The sequence below is a fragment of the Caldimonas tepidiphila genome (genome assembly GCF_003569765.1).
GTDB classification, from domain to species: Bacteria; Pseudomonadota; Gammaproteobacteria; order Burkholderiales; family Burkholderiaceae_C; genus Caldimonas; species Caldimonas tepidiphila.
Window position 1 is genome coordinate 115344 of the sequence record NZ_QXMG01000005.1, and the last position, 18925, is coordinate 134268.

15 protein-coding genes and 1 tRNA gene are annotated in these 18925 nt (G+C 73.9%); 11 read left to right on the forward strand and 5 right to left on the reverse strand.

Annotated elements, in window-relative coordinates:
- Positions 1 to 130 precede the first annotated feature (130 nt).
- The 4 genes from D3A59_RS08980 to D3A59_RS08995 all read left to right on the forward strand — a co-directional run bounded on the left by D3A59_RS08980 (position 131) and on the right by D3A59_RS08995 (position 7719).
- Entirely contained in the window at positions 131 to 1315 is a 1185-nt protein-coding gene (locus D3A59_RS08980) for a vWA domain-containing protein (protein WP_119154571.1), read from the forward strand.
- The gene (locus D3A59_RS08985) at positions 1312 to 3240 is read left to right on the forward strand and encodes an autotransporter assembly complex protein TamA (protein ID WP_119154572.1); all 1929 of its coding nucleotides are present in this window, start codon (positions 1312 to 1314) and stop codon (positions 3238 to 3240) included. The genes D3A59_RS08980 and D3A59_RS08985 overlap by 4 nt, the downstream gene beginning before the upstream one ends.
- 9 nt (positions 3241 to 3249) lie before the next feature.
- Positions 3250 to 7539, forward strand: a complete 4290-nt coding sequence (locus tag D3A59_RS08990) for a translocation/assembly module TamB domain-containing protein (RefSeq protein ID WP_119154573.1) — start codon at positions 3250 to 3252, stop codon at positions 7537 to 7539.
- A 105-nt stretch (positions 7540 to 7644) separates the two neighbouring features.
- Positions 7645 to 7719 (forward strand) — tRNA-Arg (locus D3A59_RS08995).
- Between the two features lie 98 nt (positions 7720 to 7817).
- Here D3A59_RS08995 and D3A59_RS25310 read toward each other — a convergent pair.
- The 3 genes from D3A59_RS25310 to D3A59_RS09010 form a co-directional block, all read right to left on the reverse strand.
- On the reverse strand, positions 7818 to 8354 hold the full coding sequence (locus D3A59_RS25310; protein WP_157991459.1) for a hypothetical protein: 537 nt from the start codon (positions 8352 to 8354) through the stop codon (positions 7818 to 7820).
- Complete coding sequence (locus D3A59_RS09005; RefSeq protein ID WP_119154575.1) at positions 8351 to 8722, reverse strand: tlde1 domain-containing protein; 372 nt, start codon at positions 8720 to 8722, stop codon at positions 8351 to 8353. The genes D3A59_RS25310 and D3A59_RS09005 overlap by 4 nt, the downstream gene beginning before the upstream one ends.
- An 84-nt stretch (positions 8723 to 8806) precedes the next feature.
- Complete coding sequence (locus D3A59_RS09010; protein ID WP_119154576.1) at positions 8807 to 10408, reverse strand: ABC transporter permease; 1602 nt, start codon at positions 10406 to 10408, stop codon at positions 8807 to 8809.
- A 160-nt stretch (positions 10409 to 10568) separates the two neighbouring features.
- On the opposite strand from D3A59_RS09010, the gene D3A59_RS09015 reads away from it, so the two are divergent.
- The 3 genes from D3A59_RS09015 to D3A59_RS09025 all read left to right on the forward strand — a co-directional run bounded on the left by D3A59_RS09015 (position 10569) and on the right by D3A59_RS09025 (position 14120).
- A complete protein-coding gene (locus tag D3A59_RS09015; protein ID WP_119154577.1) occupies positions 10569 to 11663 on the forward strand; it encodes an ABC transporter ATP-binding protein in 1095 nt (364 codons plus the stop codon).
- Positions 11664 to 11814: 151 nt separating this feature from the next.
- Positions 11815 to 13260, forward strand: a complete 1446-nt coding sequence (locus D3A59_RS09020; protein WP_119154578.1) for a S41 family peptidase — start codon at positions 11815 to 11817, stop codon at positions 13258 to 13260.
- 104 nt (positions 13261 to 13364) lie between these two features.
- Positions 13365 to 14120: a HesA/MoeB/ThiF family protein gene (locus tag D3A59_RS09025; protein WP_119154579.1), complete on the forward strand. Its 756-nt coding sequence runs from the start codon at positions 13365 to 13367 to the stop codon at positions 14118 to 14120.
- Positions 14121 to 14145: 25 nt separating this feature from the next.
- On the opposite strand, the gene D3A59_RS09030 is transcribed toward D3A59_RS09025, so the two are convergent.
- Positions 14146 to 15090: a hydroxyacid dehydrogenase gene (locus tag D3A59_RS09030; protein WP_419187241.1), complete on the reverse strand. Its 945-nt coding sequence runs from the start codon at positions 15088 to 15090 to the stop codon at positions 14146 to 14148.
- Positions 15091 to 15277: 187 nt separating this feature from the next.
- On the opposite strand from D3A59_RS09030, the gene D3A59_RS09035 reads away from it, so the two are divergent.
- The 3 genes from D3A59_RS09035 to aroQ all read left to right on the forward strand — a co-directional run bounded on the left by D3A59_RS09035 (position 15278) and on the right by aroQ (position 17691).
- On the forward strand, positions 15278 to 16189 hold the full coding sequence (locus D3A59_RS09035; protein WP_119154580.1) for a TIGR00730 family Rossman fold protein: 912 nt from the start codon (positions 15278 to 15280) through the stop codon (positions 16187 to 16189).
- Positions 16190 to 16306: 117 nt separating this feature from the next.
- On the forward strand, positions 16307 to 17239 hold the full coding sequence (gene rocF / locus D3A59_RS09040; RefSeq protein ID WP_119154581.1) for an arginase: 933 nt from the start codon (positions 16307 to 16309) through the stop codon (positions 17237 to 17239).
- Between the two features lie 11 nt (positions 17240 to 17250).
- Positions 17251 to 17691 (forward strand): type II 3-dehydroquinate dehydratase, encoded by a 441-nt coding sequence (aroQ, locus tag D3A59_RS09045; protein WP_119154582.1) that lies wholly within the window; start codon positions 17251 to 17253, stop codon positions 17689 to 17691.
- A 25-nt stretch (positions 17692 to 17716) separates the two neighbouring features.
- On the opposite strand, the gene D3A59_RS09050 is transcribed toward aroQ, so the two are convergent.
- Positions 17717 to 18286: a thermonuclease family protein gene (locus D3A59_RS09050; RefSeq protein WP_119154583.1), complete on the reverse strand. Its 570-nt coding sequence runs from the start codon at positions 18284 to 18286 to the stop codon at positions 17717 to 17719.
- A gap of 227 nt (positions 18287 to 18513) precedes the next feature.
- Here D3A59_RS09050 and D3A59_RS09055 point away from each other — a divergent pair, with 227 nt between their 5' ends.
- Positions 18514 to 18882, forward strand: coding sequence for a hypothetical protein (locus D3A59_RS09055; protein ID WP_119154584.1), 369 nt, complete (start codon positions 18514 to 18516; stop codon positions 18880 to 18882).
- Positions 18883 to 18925: the final 43 nt, after the last annotated feature.

The window sequence follows — 18925 nt, forward strand, 5'->3', positions numbered from 1 at the left end:
CGCCCCGGCGTGCAGGTAAGGCTTGCCGCACGAAGCTGCCGGAAAGCGTCGCTGCAGCCCTGCGGCGCCGGCGCCACAATCGAGCGAGACCCACCGACCCGACGTCCCCGCTGCCGCACGACCCGCCACCATGCTGATCGACTTCTTCTTCACGTTGCGCTCCGCCCGGCTCCCGGTCTCGATCAAGGAATACCTGACGCTGCTCGAGGCGCTCAAGTGCGGCGTGATCGACGACGAGGGCGGCCCGAGCGTCGAGCGCTTCTACCACCTGTCGCGCCTCACGCTCGTGAAGGACGAGGCGAACTTCGACAAGTTCGACCGCGCCTTCTCGGCCTACTTCCAGGGCGTCGAGCAGCTCGCCGACTTCACGCGGGAGATCCCGCTCGAGTGGCTGAGAAAGCGCCTGGAGCTCGAGCTGAGCCCCGAGGAGAAGGCCCAGGTCGAGAAGCTCGGCTGGGACGAGCTGATGAAGCGGCTCAAGGACCTGTTCGACGAGCAGAAGGAGCGCCACGAGGGCGGCAGCAAGTACATCGGCACCGGCGGCACCTCGCCCTTCGGCGCGCACGGCTACAACCCGCAGGGCATCCGCATCGGCCAGGACAAGGGCCGCAACCGCAGCGCGATCAAGGTCTGGGACCAGCGCCAGTTCCGCGACTACGACGACTCGGTCGAGCTCGGCACGCGCAACATCAAGGTCGCGCTGCGGCGGCTGCGCCGCTTCGCGCGCGAGGGCGCCGCCGAGGAGCTCGACCTCGACGACACGATCCGCGCCACCGCCGCGAACGCCGGCTGGCTCGACCTGAAGATGGTCCCCGAGCGCCACAACAACGTGAAGGTGCTGCTGCTGATGGACGTCGGCGGCACGATGGACGAGCACGTGCACCGCGTCGAGGAGCTGTTCTCGGCGGCGCGCGGCGAGTTCAAGCACCTCGAGTTCTACTACTTCCACAACTGCGTCTACGACTTCCTGTGGACGAACAACCGCCGCCGCTACAGCGAGAAGACGCCGACCTGGGAGGTGCTGCGCAAGTACAACAAGGACTGGCGCGTGATCTTCGTCGGCGACGCGACGATGAGCCCCTACGAGATCCTGCAGCCCGGCGGCAGCGTCGAGTACAACAACGAGGAGCCGGGCGCCGAATGGTTGCAGCGCTTCACGCACGCCTATCCGAGGTTCGTCTGGATCAACCCGGAGCCCCAGGGCCTGTGGCAGTACCGCCAGTCGATCTCGATCATCCAGCAGCTCACGGGCCAGCGCATGTTCCCGCTGACGCTGGCCGGGCTGGAGTCGGCGATGCGGCTGCTGAGCAAATGAGGAAGCCGCGCGGCGCCGCCCGCCGCCCGCCCGCCGCGCTGCTGCTGCTCGCGGCGCTGTGCCCGCTGCTGCTGGCCTCCCCCGCTCGCGCGCAGGACGGGGCCCCGCCGGCGGCGCCTGTTCCGGAGGCCGCGCCCCGGCCCGAGGCCGCACCCGACGGATCCGGCACCGCGCCCGACGGCGAGCGCGCCGGGCGCCGCGGCCGCGACACGCCGCCGCCCTACACCGTCGAGATCGTCGCGCCCGACGCGCTGGAGGATCTGCTCGAGAAGTACCTCGACCTGCCGCGCTTTCGCGACGACCCGGGCCTCGCCGACATCACCGAGGGCGAGCTGTCGCGGCTGATGAGCGCGACGCCCGCGCAGGCGCGCTCGCTGCTGGAGACCGAGGGCTACTTCACGCCCGAGGTCGAGGTGACGCGCCAGCCCGGCACGCCGCCTCGCGTGCGCATCGTCGTGCGTCCCGGGCCCCGCACCACCATCAACCGCCTCACGCTGGAGGTGCAGGGCCCGGCGCAGGAGCAGGCCGCCGAGGGCGACGCGCGCGCCGCCGGGCTGATCGAGTCGATCCGCGAGGACTGGCCGATGCAGGAGGGCGAGCCCTTCCTGCAGTCCGAATGGACCCGCTCGAAGGGCCTGGTGCTGTCGCGGCTGCGCGCCGAGGGCTACCCGGGCGCGAGCTGGAGCGGCACCGCGGCCGAGATCGACGCGCCGGCGAGCACCGCACGGCTGTTCGTCGTCGCCGACAGCGGCCCGCTCTACCGCTTCGGGCCGGTACGCACCGAGGGGCTGAAGCTCTACCGCGAGGAGGCGGTGGTGAACCTGCGCGGCTTCTCCGAGGGCGACATCTACCGCGAGCGCCTGCTGCTCGACTACCAGGAACGGCTGCAGCGCTCCGACCTGTTCCAGGCCGCCACCGTGGTGCTCGACACCACCACCGAGACGCCCGAGGCGGCGCCGGTGCTGGTGCGCGTGCGCGAGCATCCGCTGCGCAACGCGACGCTGAACCTCGGCTACAGCGACGCGACCGGGCCGCGCGTCGGCGTCGAGCACACGCACCGGCGCGTGTTCGGCTGGCACTGGATCGCGCGCAGCCGCGTGCAGCTCGGCCAGAACCAGACCACCGTCGAAAGCGAGCTGATCTCGCATCCGAAGCCGCGCCTCTACCGCAACATCGGCGCGATCGGCTTCGACCGCTTCGAGGGCGACAGCACCCGTGCCCCCACGCGCGAGTGGCGCGTGCGAGCCGGCCGCCGCCAGGAGGGCGAGCGGCTCGAGCGGCTCTACTACGCCGAGTACACCGGCTCGGTCGTGACCACGCCGCTCGGCGACAGCACCGCGCAGGCCCTGCTCGGCAACTACCAGTGGATCTGGCGCCGCCTCGACAGCATCATCCTGCCGACCGAGGGCTACACGCTCTCCGCGCAGGCGGGCGCCGGCTACGCGCACGGCAGCGACCGCGGCAGCGGCCCGTTCACGCGGCTGCTCGGCCGCCTCACCTGGTACCGGCCGCTCGGCGGCTGGTATGCGCAGACGCGCGTCGAGGCAGGCCAGGTGTTCGCGCAGGACGAGATCGGCGTGCCCGAGCCGCTGCTGTTCCGCGCCGGCGGCGACGACTCGGTGCGCGGCTACGAGCACCGCTCGATCGGGCCGAGGGTCGCCGGCACCGTGGTCGGCGGCCGGGTGCTCGCCACCGCGAGCGCCGAGATCGCGCGACCCTTCCTCGAGCGCTTCCCGCAGCTGTGGGGCGCCTTCTTCATCGACGCCGGCGCCGCCGCCGACACCTGGGGCGCCCTCGACCCGGTGCTCGGCTACGGCATCGGCGCGCGCTACCGCAGCCCGGTCGGGCCGCTGCGGGTCGACCTCGCCTACGGGCAGCAGGAACGCAGCCTGCGCCTGCACATCAGCGTCGGCATCGCCTTCTGATCGCTCCGCATGGCCACCCCTCCTCCGCCGCCCACGCCCGATGAACCGACCCCAAGCCAGGCCCCGGCCGCCGCGGCGCCCGCGCGCCGCCGCTGGCCGCGCCGGCTCGGCTGGACGCTGCTCGCGCTGCTGCTGCTCGTGGCGCTCGTCGCCGCCGCGCTGTTCGCCTCGCTGCGCACCGAGCGCGGCACCGGCTGGGTGCTGGAGCGGGTGCCCGGCCTGACGATCGAGGCGCCGCGCGGCTCGCTGCTCGGCGACTTCAGCGCCAAGCGCCTGGAGTTCGAGCTGGGGCCGGACAGCCGCGTCGTCCTCGAGGGACTGCGCTGGAAGGACGCGACGCTGCAGGCCTCGGCCTCCCGCGGCTGGCGCTGGCCGCACCTGCACCTGCGCTCGCTCGACATCGACGTGCTGCGCCTGCAACTCGCCCCGCAGAAGGACGACGCGCCGAAGTCGCCGCCGCCCGAGAGCCTCGCGCTGCCGCTGCGGCTGCAGATCGACGCGCTGCGCATCGGCGAGGTGCAGGCGCCGGGGCTCGAGCCGCCGGTGCGCGACGTGCGGGCGCGGGTCGACCTCGGCGGCGAGGACGGCTCGGTGCACCGCGTCGACGAGCTCGCGCTCGGCTGGGACCGGCTGCGCCTGCAGGGCGAGGCCCGCATCGGCACCGCGGCACCGCTGCCGGTGCAGGCGCGGCTGGCGCTGCAGCAGAGCGGATCGGCGCCGCCGACGCCCGGCAGCACCGCCGCGCTGCCCGCCGACTGGAACGCCACGCTGCGGCTCGACGGACCGCTGGCGCGGCTGCCGGCCGAGGCGAGGCTCGCGGCCGCCGGCCAGTCGCTCGACGCAAAGGCGGTGCTCACGCCCTTCGCCGAGCAGCCGCTGCAGGCGCTGGACGCGAGCTTCGCCGCGCTCGACCTCGCCGCGCTGCACTCGGCCGCGCCCGCCACCGCGCTGACCGGCAGCGCGCGGCTGCGCCTGCCCGAGGGCGCCGCCGATACGCTGCCGCTCGAGCTCGCGCTGCAGCTGCGCAACGCCGCGCCCGGGCGCTGGGACGCGCAGCGCCTGCCGCTGCGCGAGCTGCGGCTCGACGCCGCCGGTCAGGCGCGCGACCCCGCCTCCGGCGTGACGCTGCGCAGCTTCGACGCGCTGCTCGGCAACGCCGAGCGGCCGGGCGGGCGCGTGCGCGGCAGCGGCCGCTGGACGCCGAGACAGTGGAACGCCGAGCTGCGCATCGAGCAGCTCGAGCCCTCGGCGCTCGATGCGCGCGCGCCGGCGATGCGCCTGTCGGGCCCGCTGAGCCTGCGCTCGGCCGCCCCCGCTCAGCCCACCCCGGCGCTGCCCCGCCCCGGCGCCGCGCAGCCGCCGGCCGAGCCGCCGCTGTCGCAGTGGCCGATCGACGTGCAGGCCCGGCTCGAGGGCCGGCTGCTGCAGGCCGGGCCGCAGCGCGACGTGACGCTGGCGCTCGATGGCCGCTACGGCCCGCAGGAGCTGCTGCTGCGCCGCTTCGTCGCCCACTCCGGCGAGGCGCGTCTGAGCCTGCAGGGCTCGGTGACGCCGCCGGACCCGCAGCAGCCGATGCGCGTGCGGCTGCAGGCGGAGCTGGCCCGCTTCGACCCGCTGCTGTGGTGGCCGGGCGCGCTGGACGCGTCGCTGAGCGCCGGGCCGCACCGCCTGAACGGCGGCGCCGACGTGGACCTCCTGGTGCCGCCGCGCCGCGAGAAGCAGCCGCTCGGCGACTGGCTGGCCGCGCTGCAGGGGCGCGCCGCGCTGACGCTGAAGGACAGCCAGTTCGCCGGGCTGCCGCTTGCGGCCGACGTGCAGGCGAGCAGCGCGCCCGCGGACCGGACGCTGCGCAGCACCGGCCGCATCGAGCTCGCCGGCAACCGGCTCGGCTGGGAGGGCCGGGGCGACCCGCGCACGCTCGCCATCGCACCGGGCACCCCGCTCGCGTTCGAGCTCGAGGCGCCGGCGCTCGCGCGCCTTGCGCCGCTGCTGCGCGCGCTCGGGCAGCCGGCGGACCCGCCGCCGGCCGGCTCGCTGAGCCTGCGCGGCCGGGCCGAGGGCCGCTGGCCGGCGCTGGTGGCGCAGGGCGAGCTGCAGGGCAGCGGGCTGCGCCTCGCGGGGCTGCGCGCCGCGAAGCTGTCCGGGCGCTTCCGCATGGGCCTGCAGGCCGGCGATCCGCTGGAGCTGCAGCTCGAGGGCCGCGAGCTGATGCTCGGCGGCCCGGTCAGCGTCGCGCGGCTGCAGCTGCAGGGCAGCGGGCTGCAGCACGAGCTGACGCTCACGGCCGACGCGCCGGTGACGCCGCCCTGGGCCGCGACCAAGGCCGGCGCTGCGCCGGCGCAGCCGCAGCCGCAACCGGTGCGCCTGCAGGCGCGGCTCGAGGGCCGGCTCGACGTGCCCGGCGCCGCGACGCCGTGGACCGAGCTGCGCGGCTGGAGCGGCACGCTGCGCCAGCTCCAGCTCGCGCCGCTCGCGACGCCCGCCGAGCCCTGGCTGCGCGTCGGCGAGGTGCAGGCGCAGTGGCAGCGCGGCGCCGAGGGCGCGCAGGGCCGCCCGCAGGCGCTGACGCTGTCGCCCGGCCGCGCCGAGATCCTCGGCGCCGCGGTGCGCTGGGACCGCGTGCGCTGGCAGGCCGCCGCCGCGGGGCGACCCGCCGTGCTCGATGCGCAGGCCGAGCTCGAGCCGCTGCTCGTCGCGCCGCTGCTGCGGCAGTTCCAGCCCGGCTTCGGCTGGGCCGGCGACCTGCGCGTCGGTGGCCGGCTGGTCCTGCGCAGCGGCGCGAGCACCGAGGCCGACATCGAGCTGGTGCGCACCGGCGGCGACCTCGTCGTCGAGGAGGGCACCACCCGACAGGCGCTCGGCCTGGACGAGCTGCGCCTGGCGGCGACCGCGCGCGACGGCCTGTGGCGCTTCACCCAGCAGGTCAGCGGCAGCCGCCTCGGCCTGCTGCGCGGCGAGCAGACCGCGCGCAGCGCGCCGCAGGACCCATGGCCGGCGCCCGAGGCGCCGCTGGAGGGCACGCTGACGGTGCGCGTGGCCGACCTCGGCGCCTGGGGCGCCTGGCTGCCCGCCGGCTGGCGGCTCGGCGGACGGCTCAACATCGACACCAACATCGGCGGCCGCTTCGGCGCGCCCGAGTACACCGGCGTCGTCACCGGCCAGGCGATCACCGCGCGCAACGTCATCGAGGGCATCGACGTGCGCGAGGGCGAGCTCGTCGTCGCGCTGCAGGGGCCGACCGCCCAGATCCTGACGGCGCAGGCCCGCGCCGGCGAGGGCCTGGTGCGCGTCGAGGGCGGGGCGCGCTTCGGCGAGGACCCGCGCGCCGAGCTGCGCGTGATCGCCGAGCGCTTCGCGGTGCTGCAGCGCGTCGACCGCCGCGTCGTCGCGAGCGGCCAGGCGCGCCTGCTGCTCGAGGCCGAGAGCATCCAGCTCGACGGGGGCTTCCGCGTCGACCGGGCGCTGATCGACATCAGCCGCAGCGAGGCGCCGGCGCTGTCGGAGGACGTGGTGGTCTACCGCCGCGGCATGGACCGTGACGCCGCTTCGGCACCGCCCCCGCCGCCGCCGCAGCGCAAGATCGCGATGAACGTGCGCGTCGACCTCGGCGACGACTTCCGGCTGCGCGGCCGCGGCCTCGAGGCGCGGCTCGCCGGCGAGCTGCGCGTGAGCGCGCCGCGCAACCAGATCGCGCTCAACGGCGACATCCGCGTGGTCGACGGCACCTACGCCGCCTACGGCCAGAACCTGGTCGTCGAGCGCGGCGTGATCAGCTTCACCGGCGCGATCGAGAACCCGCGCCTGGACGTGCTGGCGATCCGCCCGAAGCTGGAGGACGTGCGCGTCGGCGTGCAGGTCCTGGGCACCGCGCAGAACCCGCGCGTGCGGCTGTACTCGGAGCCCGAGCTGCCCGAGACCGAGAAGCTGTCGCTGCTGGTGCTCGGCCGCAGCTACAGCGACCTCGGCCAGGCCGAGACGCAGCTGATGCAGACCGCGGCGATGGCGCTGCTCGTCGGCGAGGGCGGAGGCGGCCCGTCGGCGACCTCGCGGCTCACGCAGGCGCTCGGGCTCGACACCCTGTCCTTCGGCGGCCCCACCGAGGGCGGCAACCTGCGCAGCTCCGTGATCACGCTCGGCAAGCAGCTGTCGGACCGCTGGTACCTCGGCTACGCGCATTCGCTCAACGCCACTGCCGGCACCTGGCAGCTGATCTACCGCATCGCCGAGCGCTTCACGCTGCGCGCGCAGACCGGCGTGGAGGCCAACGCGCTGGACCTGATCTGGAGCTGGCGCTGGTGACACTTGCGGGGGCCCCCGCCGGTTCCGGTGGGACCGCTGCACCCGCGATCGAGCACGGCCCCAGGCGCGGGCGGCCGCGATCTGAGGCACAATGCGGCCCGTGCCGGCCCTGTGGTTCAATGGATAGCACAGCCCCCTCCTAAGGGGCAGATACAGGTTCGATTCCTGTCGGGGCCGCCACCTTCCCGCCCTCCCGGGCATCCTGCCGGCCTTCGCGCTCCCGTCGCGAGGCGGCCCGCCTCCCTCTCCCCCGCCTGACCTCGCCCCCGCCGCGCGCTTCAGCGCCGCGCCTCCGCGCCCGCCTCGACCTGCCCGATGAAGTCCAGGCAGGCGCCGCGTGCGCCGGCCAGCGCCGGGTCGTCGACCCGCTCCAGCGCGCGCCGCGACAGCGCCAGCTGCCGCAACCGCTGCGCAGCCGGCAGTTCCTGCGGGATGAAGGACAGGCAGATGCGCTCGACGGCGAGTTCCGGCGCGCGCCCGAGCAGCGGCAGCACGCGCTGCGGCGCACGGCGCATCGCCTCGCCGAGCGCGGACTGCAGGCCCTCGCGGTGGCAGGCGTCGGAGGACGCGAGCAGCCGCGCCGCGAGCGCGACCCAGGCCGCGCCGCCGGCGGCGACCTGCCGGTAGCCCGCGCCGGGCACCGGGCCGCAGCCGAAGTGGCGCTCAAGCACCTGCCGGACCGTCAGCACGCGCAGCTCGGCCTCGACGTCGGCCGCGCGGGGCGGGCCCGCGTCGGCCTGCACCGTGCCGTGCAAACCCGCGAACAGGCCCGCCAGCAGCACCGCGACGAGGACGGCGCGCCCACCGCGCGTCACAGCACCGTCAGGCGCCGGTCGCTGCTGGTCGCGATCATCGTGCGGATCGTCGAGTCCGCGATGATGCAGCCCTGCGAGGCGTCGCCCTGCGCGTTGTCGCCGTGGATCAGGAAGCCGCTGCGGCCGAGCGCGTCGTGGCCGTCGGGCGTCAGCGCCATGCACAACCGCCCCTTGCTCGGGTGGTGGTAGGCCGCACCGATGCGGTAGTTGCCGGCCGGGATCGGCCCGATGCCGCGCAGGTGCTGCAGCGCCGGGTTGTTGCGGCCCGCCCCCGGCCCCTCGCCGTTCCCGGCACCGGAATAGCCGACGCCGACGAAGTGGCGTTCGTGAAAGATCTTGCCGCTCGCGTTGTCGAAGTACCAGGTCATCGCCCGCACCCCTCCTGTCCATCCCGTGAAGACGGAGAAAGTAACAGATTGTTCAGGAGGGCGGGCGCCTTTCGCGGCGCCGGCTCAGCGCTGGCGCATCGCGCGCGACAGCAGCAGCACCGGCAGCAGGCCCACGGCCACGATCGCGAGCGAGGGCAGCGCCGCCTCGCTCAGGCGCTCGTCGCGCGCGAGCTGGTAGGCGATCACGGCCAGCGTGTCGCTGTTGAAGGGCCGCAGCACCAGCGTCGCGGGCAGCTCCTTCATCACGTCGACGAACACCAGCAGCCCGGCGGCGAGCGCCGAGCGCTGCAGCAGCGGCAGGTGCACGCGCAGGAACAGCCGCCAGCGCGGCGTGCCGAGCATGCGCGCGGTCTCGTCGAGGCTGGTGGGAATGCGGGCGTAGCCCGACTCGACCGACTGCAGCGCCACGGCGGTGAAGCGCACCAGGTAGGCGTAGAGCAGGCCGAAGATCGTGCCGGTGACGAGCACCGAGGCGCCGCTGGCCGGCCACAGGCTCTGCAGGCCGCCGGCCGGGATCAGGATGCCGACCGCGATCACCGCGCCCGGCACCGCGTAGCCGAGCGAGGCGACGCGCGCGGCCAGACGCAGCCCCGGGCGCGGCCGCACGCGCAGCGCGTAGGCCAGCGCCAGCGCCAGCGCCGACGCGAGCAGCGCCCCCAGCCCCGCGAGCTTGAAGCTGGTCCAGGCCCACTGGCCGAAGCGCGCCCACGGCAGGCCGAGCTCGGCGTGCCGCGCCTCCTGCCACAGCAGCCCGAGCAGGATCGCCACCGGCAGCGCGAAGCCGATGAGCACCGGCAGCCCGCACACCGCCCAGGCGACCAGGCGGCGCCCGCCGGTGAGCGGCACCGGCCGGGCCTCCTGGCTCTGCAGGTTGCCCGGCCGCGTCGTCGCGAAGCGCAGCGCGCGCTGCGCGCGGTGCTCCAGCCACAGCAGCAGCGCGACGACGGCGAGCAGCACGGTGGCGAGCTGCGCCGCGGCGATGCGGTCGTCCATCACCAGCCAGGCGCGGTAGACGCCGGTGGTGAGCGTCGAGAGGCCGAAATAGGAGCCGACGCCGTAGTCGGCGAGCGTCTCCATCAGCGCGAGCGCGACGCCCGCGGCGAGCGCCGGGCGCGCCAGCGGCAGCGCCACCTGCCGCACCCGCCGCCCGGTGCCTGCGCCGAGCAGCCGCGCCGCCTCCAGCAGCTGCACGCCGCGCTCGTTGAGCGCCGCGCGCGTGAGCAGGTAGGCGTAGGGGTAGAGGCAGGCGACGAAGAGCATCACCGCGCCCCACAGGCTGCGCACGTCGGGCAGCATCGCCCCCTGCGCACCGGTCAGCGCGCGCAGCGCGGTCTGCAGCGGGCCGCTGTACTGCAGGAAGTCGGTGTAGGCATAGGCGAGCACGTAGGCCGGCATCGCCAGCGGCAGCAGCAGCGCCCACTCGAAGAAGCGCCGCCCCGGGAACTCGAACAGCGTCACCGTCGCGGCGGTCGCGCCGCCCACCACCGCGACGCCGACGGCCACCGAGACCGACAGCAGCAGCGAGGTCCAGGCGTACTCGGGCAGCACCGTCTGCAGCTGGTGCACCAGCACCGCGCCGCTTTGCGCGTCGAGCAGGGCCCACGATCCGATGATGCCGAGCACCGGCACGGCAAGCAGCAGGGTCAGGGCGGTCAGGAAGCGCATGGGGGGAACAGCTCGGATCGCGCCGCGGGCGGGAAGGACCCGCCGCATCATCGGCGGCGCGCCCTCCCCGCCCTTGATTCAGCGCAAGTGGTTGAAAAAGTCGCTGGCAATATGAATGAGAACTGTACGCATTCTCTCTTGCCTCCTATCATAGGTCCTTATGTTTCTGGAACTCGACCATGTGACCATCCGCTACGGCGGCGCGGCCGCGCGTGCGGCGGTGGACGGCGCGTCGCTGACGCTCAAGCAGGGCGAGATCGGCGTGCTGCTCGGCCCCTCGGGCTGCGGCAAGACCTCGCTGCTGCGCGCGGTCGCGGGGCTCGAGCGCATCGCCGCGGGGCGCGTCGCGCTCGGCGGCGAGACGCTCAGCGACGCGGGGGGCGGGCGGCGCGTGCAGGTGGCGCCGGAGCGGCGCCGCATCGGCATGGTGTTCCAGGACTACGCCCTCTTCCCCCACCTGACGGTGGGCGAGAACGTCGGCTTCGGCCTGCCCTCGCTGTCGCGCGACGCGCGCGCCGGGCGGGTCGCGGAGATGCTGGAGCTCGTCGGCCTCGGCCACGCGGCCGGGCGCTACCCGCACCAGCTCTCCGGCGGCCAGCAGCAGCGCATCGCGCTGGCGCGGGCCCTGGCGCCGCAGCCGCGCCTGCTGCTGCTCGACGAGCCCTTCTCGAACCTCGACGTGGACCTGCGCGAGCGCCTCGCGCAGGAGGTGCGCGCGATCCTCAAGCGCGCCGGCATCACGGCGCTGCTGGTGACGCACGACCAGCTCGAGGCCTTCGCGGTCGGCGACGTGATCGGCGTGATGAACGGAGGCCGGCTCGAGCAGTGGGAGGACCCCTACAGCCTCTACCACCGCCCGGCCTCGCGCTTCGTCGCCGACTTCATCGGCCACGGCGTGTTCGCGCCGGCACGCATCGTCGACTATGGCCGCGGCCCGGTGGTGCGCACGCCGCTCGGCGACCTGCTCGATCTCAAGGAGTGCCCGCTGCCGGCGGCCTACCCGAACGGCGAATGCGAGGTGCTGCTGCGCGCCGACGACATCGTCCACGACGACGACAGCCCGGTCAAAGCCTGCATCGAGCGAAAGGCCTTCCGCGGCTCGGAATTCCTCTACACGCTGCGCCTGCAAACTGGCGAGTTGCTGCTGGCGCACGTGCCCTCGCACCACGACCACTCGGTCGGGGAATGGATCGGCATCCGGCCGGTCGTCGACCATGTCGTGACCTTCGAGCGCGGCGAGCCGCAGTCCGCCTGAATCCCCCGCGAGCGCTTTGCAAGGCCCCGCTCGGCCCCGGCCTTGCCTGCGCCATGCAACTTTCCCCGCATTGCGGGCTCCCAGGCGGGAGGCCAGGTTCTATACTGGTTCGAGGAAACTCCGCTTTGATGCATAAAGGACAGCGCGTGTCATGGGTGCCAAATTGAAGATTGCTGGCTGGGTCGCGGTGGGTGCCGTGGCCGGCGCACTGACGACGATGCAGCTGCAGGCGACCGCGCGCAGCTCGCTCGCACCGCTGCCGCTGGAGGAGCTGCAGCAGCTGGCCGCCGTGTTCGGCATGGTCAAGAGCGACTACGTCGAGCCGGTGGACGAGAAGAAGCTGCTGACCGACGCGATCAGCGGCATGGTCGCGGGCCTGGACCCGCATTCGCAGTACTTCGACAAGAAGACCTTCAAGGAATTCCGCGAGGGCACCTCGGGCCGCTTCGTGGGCGTCGGCATCGAGATCGGCATGGAGGACGGCCTGGTCAAGGTCGTCTCGCCGATCGAGGGCTCGCCCGCCTTCCGCGCGGGCCTCAAGAGCGGCGACCTGATCACGAAGATCGACGACACCGCGGTCAAGGGCCTGTCGATCGACCAGGCCGTCAAGCGCATGCGCGGCGAGCCCAACACCAAGGTCTCGCTGACGATCTTCCGCAAGGCCGAGAGCCGCACCTTCCCCGTGACGATCATGCGCGAGGAGATCCGCGTGCAGAGCGTGCGCGCGAAGATGGTCGAGCCCGGCTACGCGTGGCTGCGCGTGACGCAGTTCCAGGACCGCACGGTCGAGGACTTCGTGCGCAAGATCGAGGAGATCTACAAGCAGGACCCCAACCTCAAGGGCCTGGTGCTCGACCTGCGCAACGACCCGGGCGGCCTGCTCGAGGGCGCGGTCGCGGTGTCGGCGGCCTTCCTGCCCAAGGACGTGACGGTGGTCTCGACCAATGGCCAGGTGCCCGAGTCGAAGGCGGTGTTCAAGGCCAGCCCGAGCGACTACGTGCGCCGCGGCGGCGCCGACCCGCTCAAGCGCCTGCCCGAGGGGATCAAGAACGTGCCGCTGGTGGTGCTGGTCAACGAGGGCTCGGCCTCGGCGAGCGAGATCGTCGCCGGTGCGCTGCAGGACCACAAGCGCGCCGTCATCATGGGCTCGCAGACCTTCGGCAAGGGCTCGGTGCAGACGGTGCGCCAGCTCACCCCGGACACCGCGCTCAAGCTCACCACGGCGCGCTACTACACGCCGCAGGGCCGCTCGATCCAGGCGCGCGGCATCGTGCCGGACGTGATGCTCGACGAGACCGCCGATGGCAACGTCTTCGCGGTGCTGCGCATGCGCGAGGCCGACCTGGAGAAGCACCTGCAGAGCGGCCAGGGCAGCGAGGTCAAGGACCCGGCGCGCGAGAAGGCGCGCGAGGAGGCCATGAAGCGCCTCGAGGACGAGGCGGCCAAGCAGGCGGCGACCAAGCAGCCGGCACTGCCCGAGTTCGGCTCGGCCGAGGACTTCCAGCTCAAGCAGGCGCTCAACCGCCTCAAGGGCCAGCCGGTGCTCGCCTCGAAGACGCAGACCGAGCGCAAGCCGGACGAGACCAAGACGAACTGAACGCGCAACGCGGAGTAGGCGCCGCCGGCCCTGCAGGGCCGCGCGCCGCCACCGACACGCCCGCCCCTCGGCGGGCGTTTTCACGCCCGGAGGAGGCATCGGACATGAACGACGACCAGCTGCTGCGCTACTCGCGCCACGTGCTGCTCGATGAACTCGGCGTCGAGGGCCAGCAGCGGCTGCTCGCGGGCCATGCGCTCGTGATCGGCGCCGGCGGCCTGGGCTCGCCGGCGGCGCTCTACCTCGCCACCGCCGGCGTCGGCACGCTCACCCTCGTCGACCACGACACGGTGGACCTGACCAACCTGCAGCGCCAGGTGATCCACAACCTGTCGCGCGTCGGCCACCCGAAGGCCGAGTCGGCGCGCGAGACGATCGCCGCGATCAACCCGGAGGTGCAGGTGCGCTGCGTCAACCGGCGCGCGGACGCGGCGCTGCTGGCCGAGCTGGTCGCCGAGGCCGACGTGGTGCTCGACTGCTCGGACAACTTCGCGACCCGCCACGCCGTCAACCATGCCTGCGTCGCGCAGCGCAAGCCGCTCGTCGCCGGCGCCGCGATCCGCTTCGACGGCCAGATCTCGGTCTACGACCCGCGCGCCGCCGATGCGCCCTGCTACGCCTGCGTGTTCGCGCCCGACCAGGGGTTCGAGGAAACGCGCTGCGCGACGATGGGCGTGTTCGCGCCGCTCGTCGGCATCATCGGCACGATGCAGGCGGCCGAGGCGCTCAAGCTGCTCGCCGGCATCGGCACCTCGCTCGCCGGGCGGCTGCAGATGCTCGACGCGCGCTCGATGGAGTGGACCGAGATCCGCCTGCCGCGCAACCCCGGCTGCCCGGTCTGCGCCGCGGCGGCGCGCTGACGCCCCTCGCCCGGGCGGCCCGCCTTCAGCCGCGTCCCGCGCCCGCCGCAAGGTGCGCGAGCACGCGATCGGCGATCAGCGCCGAGACGCGCGCGTTCGACTCCTGCGTGACGCCGGCGACATGCGGCGTCAGCAGCAGGTTCGGGCAGCCCTGGAAATGCGGCGCCGCGGGCAGCGGCTCCTCGGCGAAGACGTCGAGCGCCGCGCCGCCGAGCGCCCCCGAGCGCAGCGCCTGCGCGAGCGCGATCTCGTCGACGATGCCGCCGCGCGCGGTGTTGACGAGCACCGCGCCCGGCTTCATCGCCGCGAGGCGCGCCGCGCCGATCAGGCCGCGCGTCGACTCGACGAGCGGCACGTGCAGGCTCAGCACGTCCGCCGACGCGACCACCTCGTCGAGCCCCGCCCAGCGCGTGCCGCTCTCCGCGTAGGCCGGGTGCTCGGCGTCGAGCGCCGCGTCGAAGGCGAGCACCTGCATGCCGAGCGTGCGCGCGAGCCGCCCGGTGAGCTGACCGATCGAGCCGAAGCCGATCAGGCCGAGCGTCGCGCCGGCGAGCTCGCGCCCGCGCGACAGCGCCTCGCGCGGCCAGCGGCCGGCAGCCACCTCGGCGCTGCCGCTCCACGCCAGCCGGCGCAGCCACAGCGCGCTCGCGATCACGTACTCCGCCACCGCCTGCGCGTTCGCGCCGGTGGCGGGGATCACCTCGATGCCGCGCGCGCGGCAGCCGGCCACGTCGATGTTGTCGAGCCCGACGCCGAGCCGCCCGACGACGCGGCAGCGCGCGAGCGCGTCGAGCAGCGCGCCGCGCACCTGGGTGCGGTTGCGCACCACCAGCGCGTCGGCGCGGGCCGCCTCCGCGGCGAGCCGCCCCGGCTCGTCGACCAGCCGCGGGTCGTGGAGCACGTCGTGGTCCGCCGCCAGCCGCGCGACGGCGTCCTCGTCCATGAATTCGGTGATCAGGATGCGCGCCACGCCGGGGATCTCCTTCCTTTGCTCGTCGCGTCCGGCACGCCGGACAGACCGCCATGGTGCCTGCGAAAGCCGTGCCCGCGCCAACACCCCTGAGCAGGGGCCGAATTGCGGTGCCTGCGCTGCCGGCCGGCCCGCGAGCCGCGTTACCCTGTGCAGTCCACGCATCAGAAACAGGCAGGTTCCGCGGATGAAAGCCTTGGACAAACACGAACTCACCGCCCGCAACTTCCCGAGCGCTCAGGAGGAGGCCGTCACCGCGCGGCCCGTGTCCCCGTACGAAGGGCCTGGCAGCGCCTACCGGCTGGCCTTCACCGACACCGATTTCCTGCTGCGCGACGACCTGCGGCCGGTGCGCATGCAGCTCGAGCTGCTCAAGCCCGAGCTGATCCAGCGCGAGCGCGGCATCGAGTCGACCATCGTGATCTTCGGCAGCGCGCGCATCCCGCCCGCCGACGTGGCGCAGCAGCTGCTCGCCGAGGCGCAAGCGCGCGCCGCCAACCCGGCCGAGATCAAGCGGCTCGAGACCGGCGTCGCGATGTCGCGCTACTACGAGGAGGCGCGCGCCTTCGCGCGCATCGTCACCGAGGCCTCGCGCTCGCTGCAGCAGCCGATCGTCGTCGTCACCGGCGGCGGCCCCGGCATCATGGAGGCCGGCAACCGCGGCGCCTTCGAGGTGCAGGGCCAGAGCATCGGGCTGAACATCGTGCTGCCGCACGAGCAGGAGCCCAACCCCTACATCACGCCGGAGCTGTGCTTCCAGTTCCACTACTTCGCGCTGCGCAAGATGCACTTCCTGATGCGCTCGATCGCGCTGGTGTGCTTCCCCGGCGGCTTCGGCACGCTCGACGAGCTGTTCGAGATGCTCACGCTGATCCAGACCGGCAAGTGCCGGCGCCGCCCGATCCTGCTGTTCGGCCGCGAGTTCTGGACGCGCCTCGTGAACTTCGACCTGCTGGTCGAGCAGGGCATGATCAGCCCGCAGGACCTGAACCTGTTCCACTTCGTCGAGAGCGCGGAGGAGGCCTGGGCGCTGCTGCAGAGCGAGTACGGGCTCGGCACCGCGGACGGCCACCCGCCCGTGCCGAACGACATGATCTGAGCCGTCCCGCCCCGAGGCCGAGGGACGGCCGGCGTGCCGCGGGCCGGGTCCCGAGCACGGCGCTTGCCTTCCTCGGGGCCAGGAGGCGGCCGCGGGGCCGCCGCAAGGAGAGCCGCCATGCAGGACAAGATCACGCTGATCGGCGCGCCCACCGACGTGGGCGCGGGCGCGCGCGGCGCGTCGATGGGGCCGGAGGCGCTGCGCGTCGCCAACCTCGGCCCGGTGCTCGAGAGCCAGGGCCTGGAGGTGGTCGACCGCGGCAACCTCAGCGGGCCGCACAATCCGTGGCTGCCGCCCAACGAGGGCTACCGCCACCTCAGCGAGGTCGCCGGCTGGAACCAGGCGGTGCACGACGCGGTGCACGCCGAGCTGATGCAGGGCCGCATGCCGATCCTGCTCGGCGGCGACCACTGCCTCGCGATCGGCTCGATCAGCGCCGCGGCGCGCCACTGCCGCGAGACCGGCAGGAAGCTGCGCGTGCTGTGGCTCGACGCGCACGCCGACTTCAACACCAGCCTCATCACGCCGAGCGGCAACATCCACGGCATGCCGGTGGCCTGCCTGTGCGGGCGCGGGCCGCGCGAGCTGACCGAGATCGGCGGCCAGGTGCCGGCACTCAACCCGAAGTGGGTCAAGCAGGTGGGCATCCGCAGCGTCGACGCCGGCGAGAAGAAGTTCGTGCACGAGATGGGGCTCGAGGTGTTCGACATGCGCTACATCGACGAGATGGGCATGCGCCACACGATGGAGCTGGCGCTGGCGACGATGGACGCCGGCACGCACCTGCACGTGAGCTTCGACGTCGACTTCCTCGACCCGGACTTCGCGCCCGGCGTCGGCACCACCGTGATGGGCGGGCCGACCTACCGCGAGGCGCAGCTGTGCATGGAGATGATCGCCGACACCGGCCGGCTCGCCTCGCTCGACATCATGGAGCTCAACCCGGCGCTCGACGTGCGCAACCGCACCGCCGAGATCGCGGTGGACATGGTGGCGAGCCTGTTCGGCCGCAGCACGCTGGTGCACCGCAACCGGCGCGGGCACGATTAGACTCGCGGGCCATGAAGATCCTCGTCCTCAACGGCCCGAACCTGAACCTGCTCGGCACCCGCGAACCCGCGGTGTACGGTGCGACGACGCTCGCCGACGTCGAGAACCTGCTCAGGCAGGACGCGCTCGCGCTCGGCGTCGCGCTCGACTGCTTCCAGAGCAACCACGAGGGCGCGCTGATCGACCGCATCCACGCCGCGCGCGGCGACGCGGACTGGATCGTCATCAACCCGGGCGCCTTCACGCACACCAGCGTCGCGATCCGCGACGCGCTCGCCGGCGTCGCGATCCCCTTCGTCGAGGTGCACATCAGCAACGTGCACAAGCGCGAGCCCTTCCGCCACCACTCCTACCTGTCGGACATCGCCGAGGGCGTGATCGTCGGCCTCGGCGTGCAGGGCTACCGCCTCGCGCTGCAGTTCGCCGCCGGCAAGCGCGGCCCGGTCGCCTGAGGCTCCCCGGCCGCCCCTTGCGGCCTCAGTCGCAGGGCCCGTGCGCGCGGCGGAAGCGCCACGGCGGCACGGCCGCCGCGTCGGCGAACAGGCCGCGGCCGGCCGAGCGCGCCGCCTGCTCCTGCGCGGCGTAGAGGCCGCCGTCGCCACCGTGCAGGCGGTCGTTCCAAGCGTGCCCCTCGGACACCAGCCAGGCGCCGACGTCGGCGGCAGGCCCTGGCGGCCCCCTCTCCTCGCCGTGCAGCACGCGCGCGAGCACGCGGCCCCAGCCGTCGAGGCCGAGCGCCTCGACCTGCACCCGCGCCCGCAGCACCCGCGCGGCGAGCGCCTCGCCGGCCTCCCTGCCGCCGTCCTGGCAGCGCTCCGGCGCATCGATGCCGATCAGCCGCAGCTTGACCGGCGCCTGCCCGCTCGGCGGATCCGGGCGCACCCAGAGCGTGTCGCCGTCGCTCACCCCCGTCACGGTGCCGGCCCAGCGCGACGGCAGCTGCGGCGGCTGCGCCGGAGTTGCCCCTCCGACGGCGCAGAGCAGCAGCAGGACCGGCGCTGCCGCGCGCCGTGCCCTCCCCGCGATGCCTGCCGCCACCGATGCCATCCGCGCTCCTTCCCCCCGGTTCTGCCCGGCCCGGCCGGGCACCGCTGCGTGCCCGCGGACGCGATCGCCGGGAGACCCGCGGCGACACACACCGAAACGACTGTGCGTGCCCGGGCACCCCACTGCAAGCCCCCTGTCAACCCGGAGACTTACCGTGCGGACTTTCGGGGGTGCCGTTGCGGCCCGGCCGGCCCGTCCCCGTCGCTTCGTTTCCAGGGAGACAGACAATGATTCTTGCTGCCGGTCTCGCCCTGCTCGTCCTCGGCCTGGTGTGCGGCGCCGTGCTCGTGGTGGCGCCCTTCGGGCTGAACGCCGCCGCAGCGGGCGCGACGCTGTGGGTGCTGTTCCCGCTGTTCGTGATCGCGGGCTACATGATGTTCGTGGTGCTGGCGAGCGCGAGCCGCATCCGCGCCGTCTCGCGCGCCGCGGGCACGAGCCTCGTGACGCTCGCGCTGATGTCGGCCGCCGGTCTGGTGCTCGAGGCCACCGCGCTCGCCAACGCCGACACCGGCTCGCTCTGGTACGTGCTGGTCGTCGGACTCGCGCTCGGCTCCACCGCGCTGCTGTCCCACCAGACACCCGAGGACGGGGGCTGACGCCTCCCTGCCTGCCGCAGGCAGCAGGCCGCCGGCCCGCGCG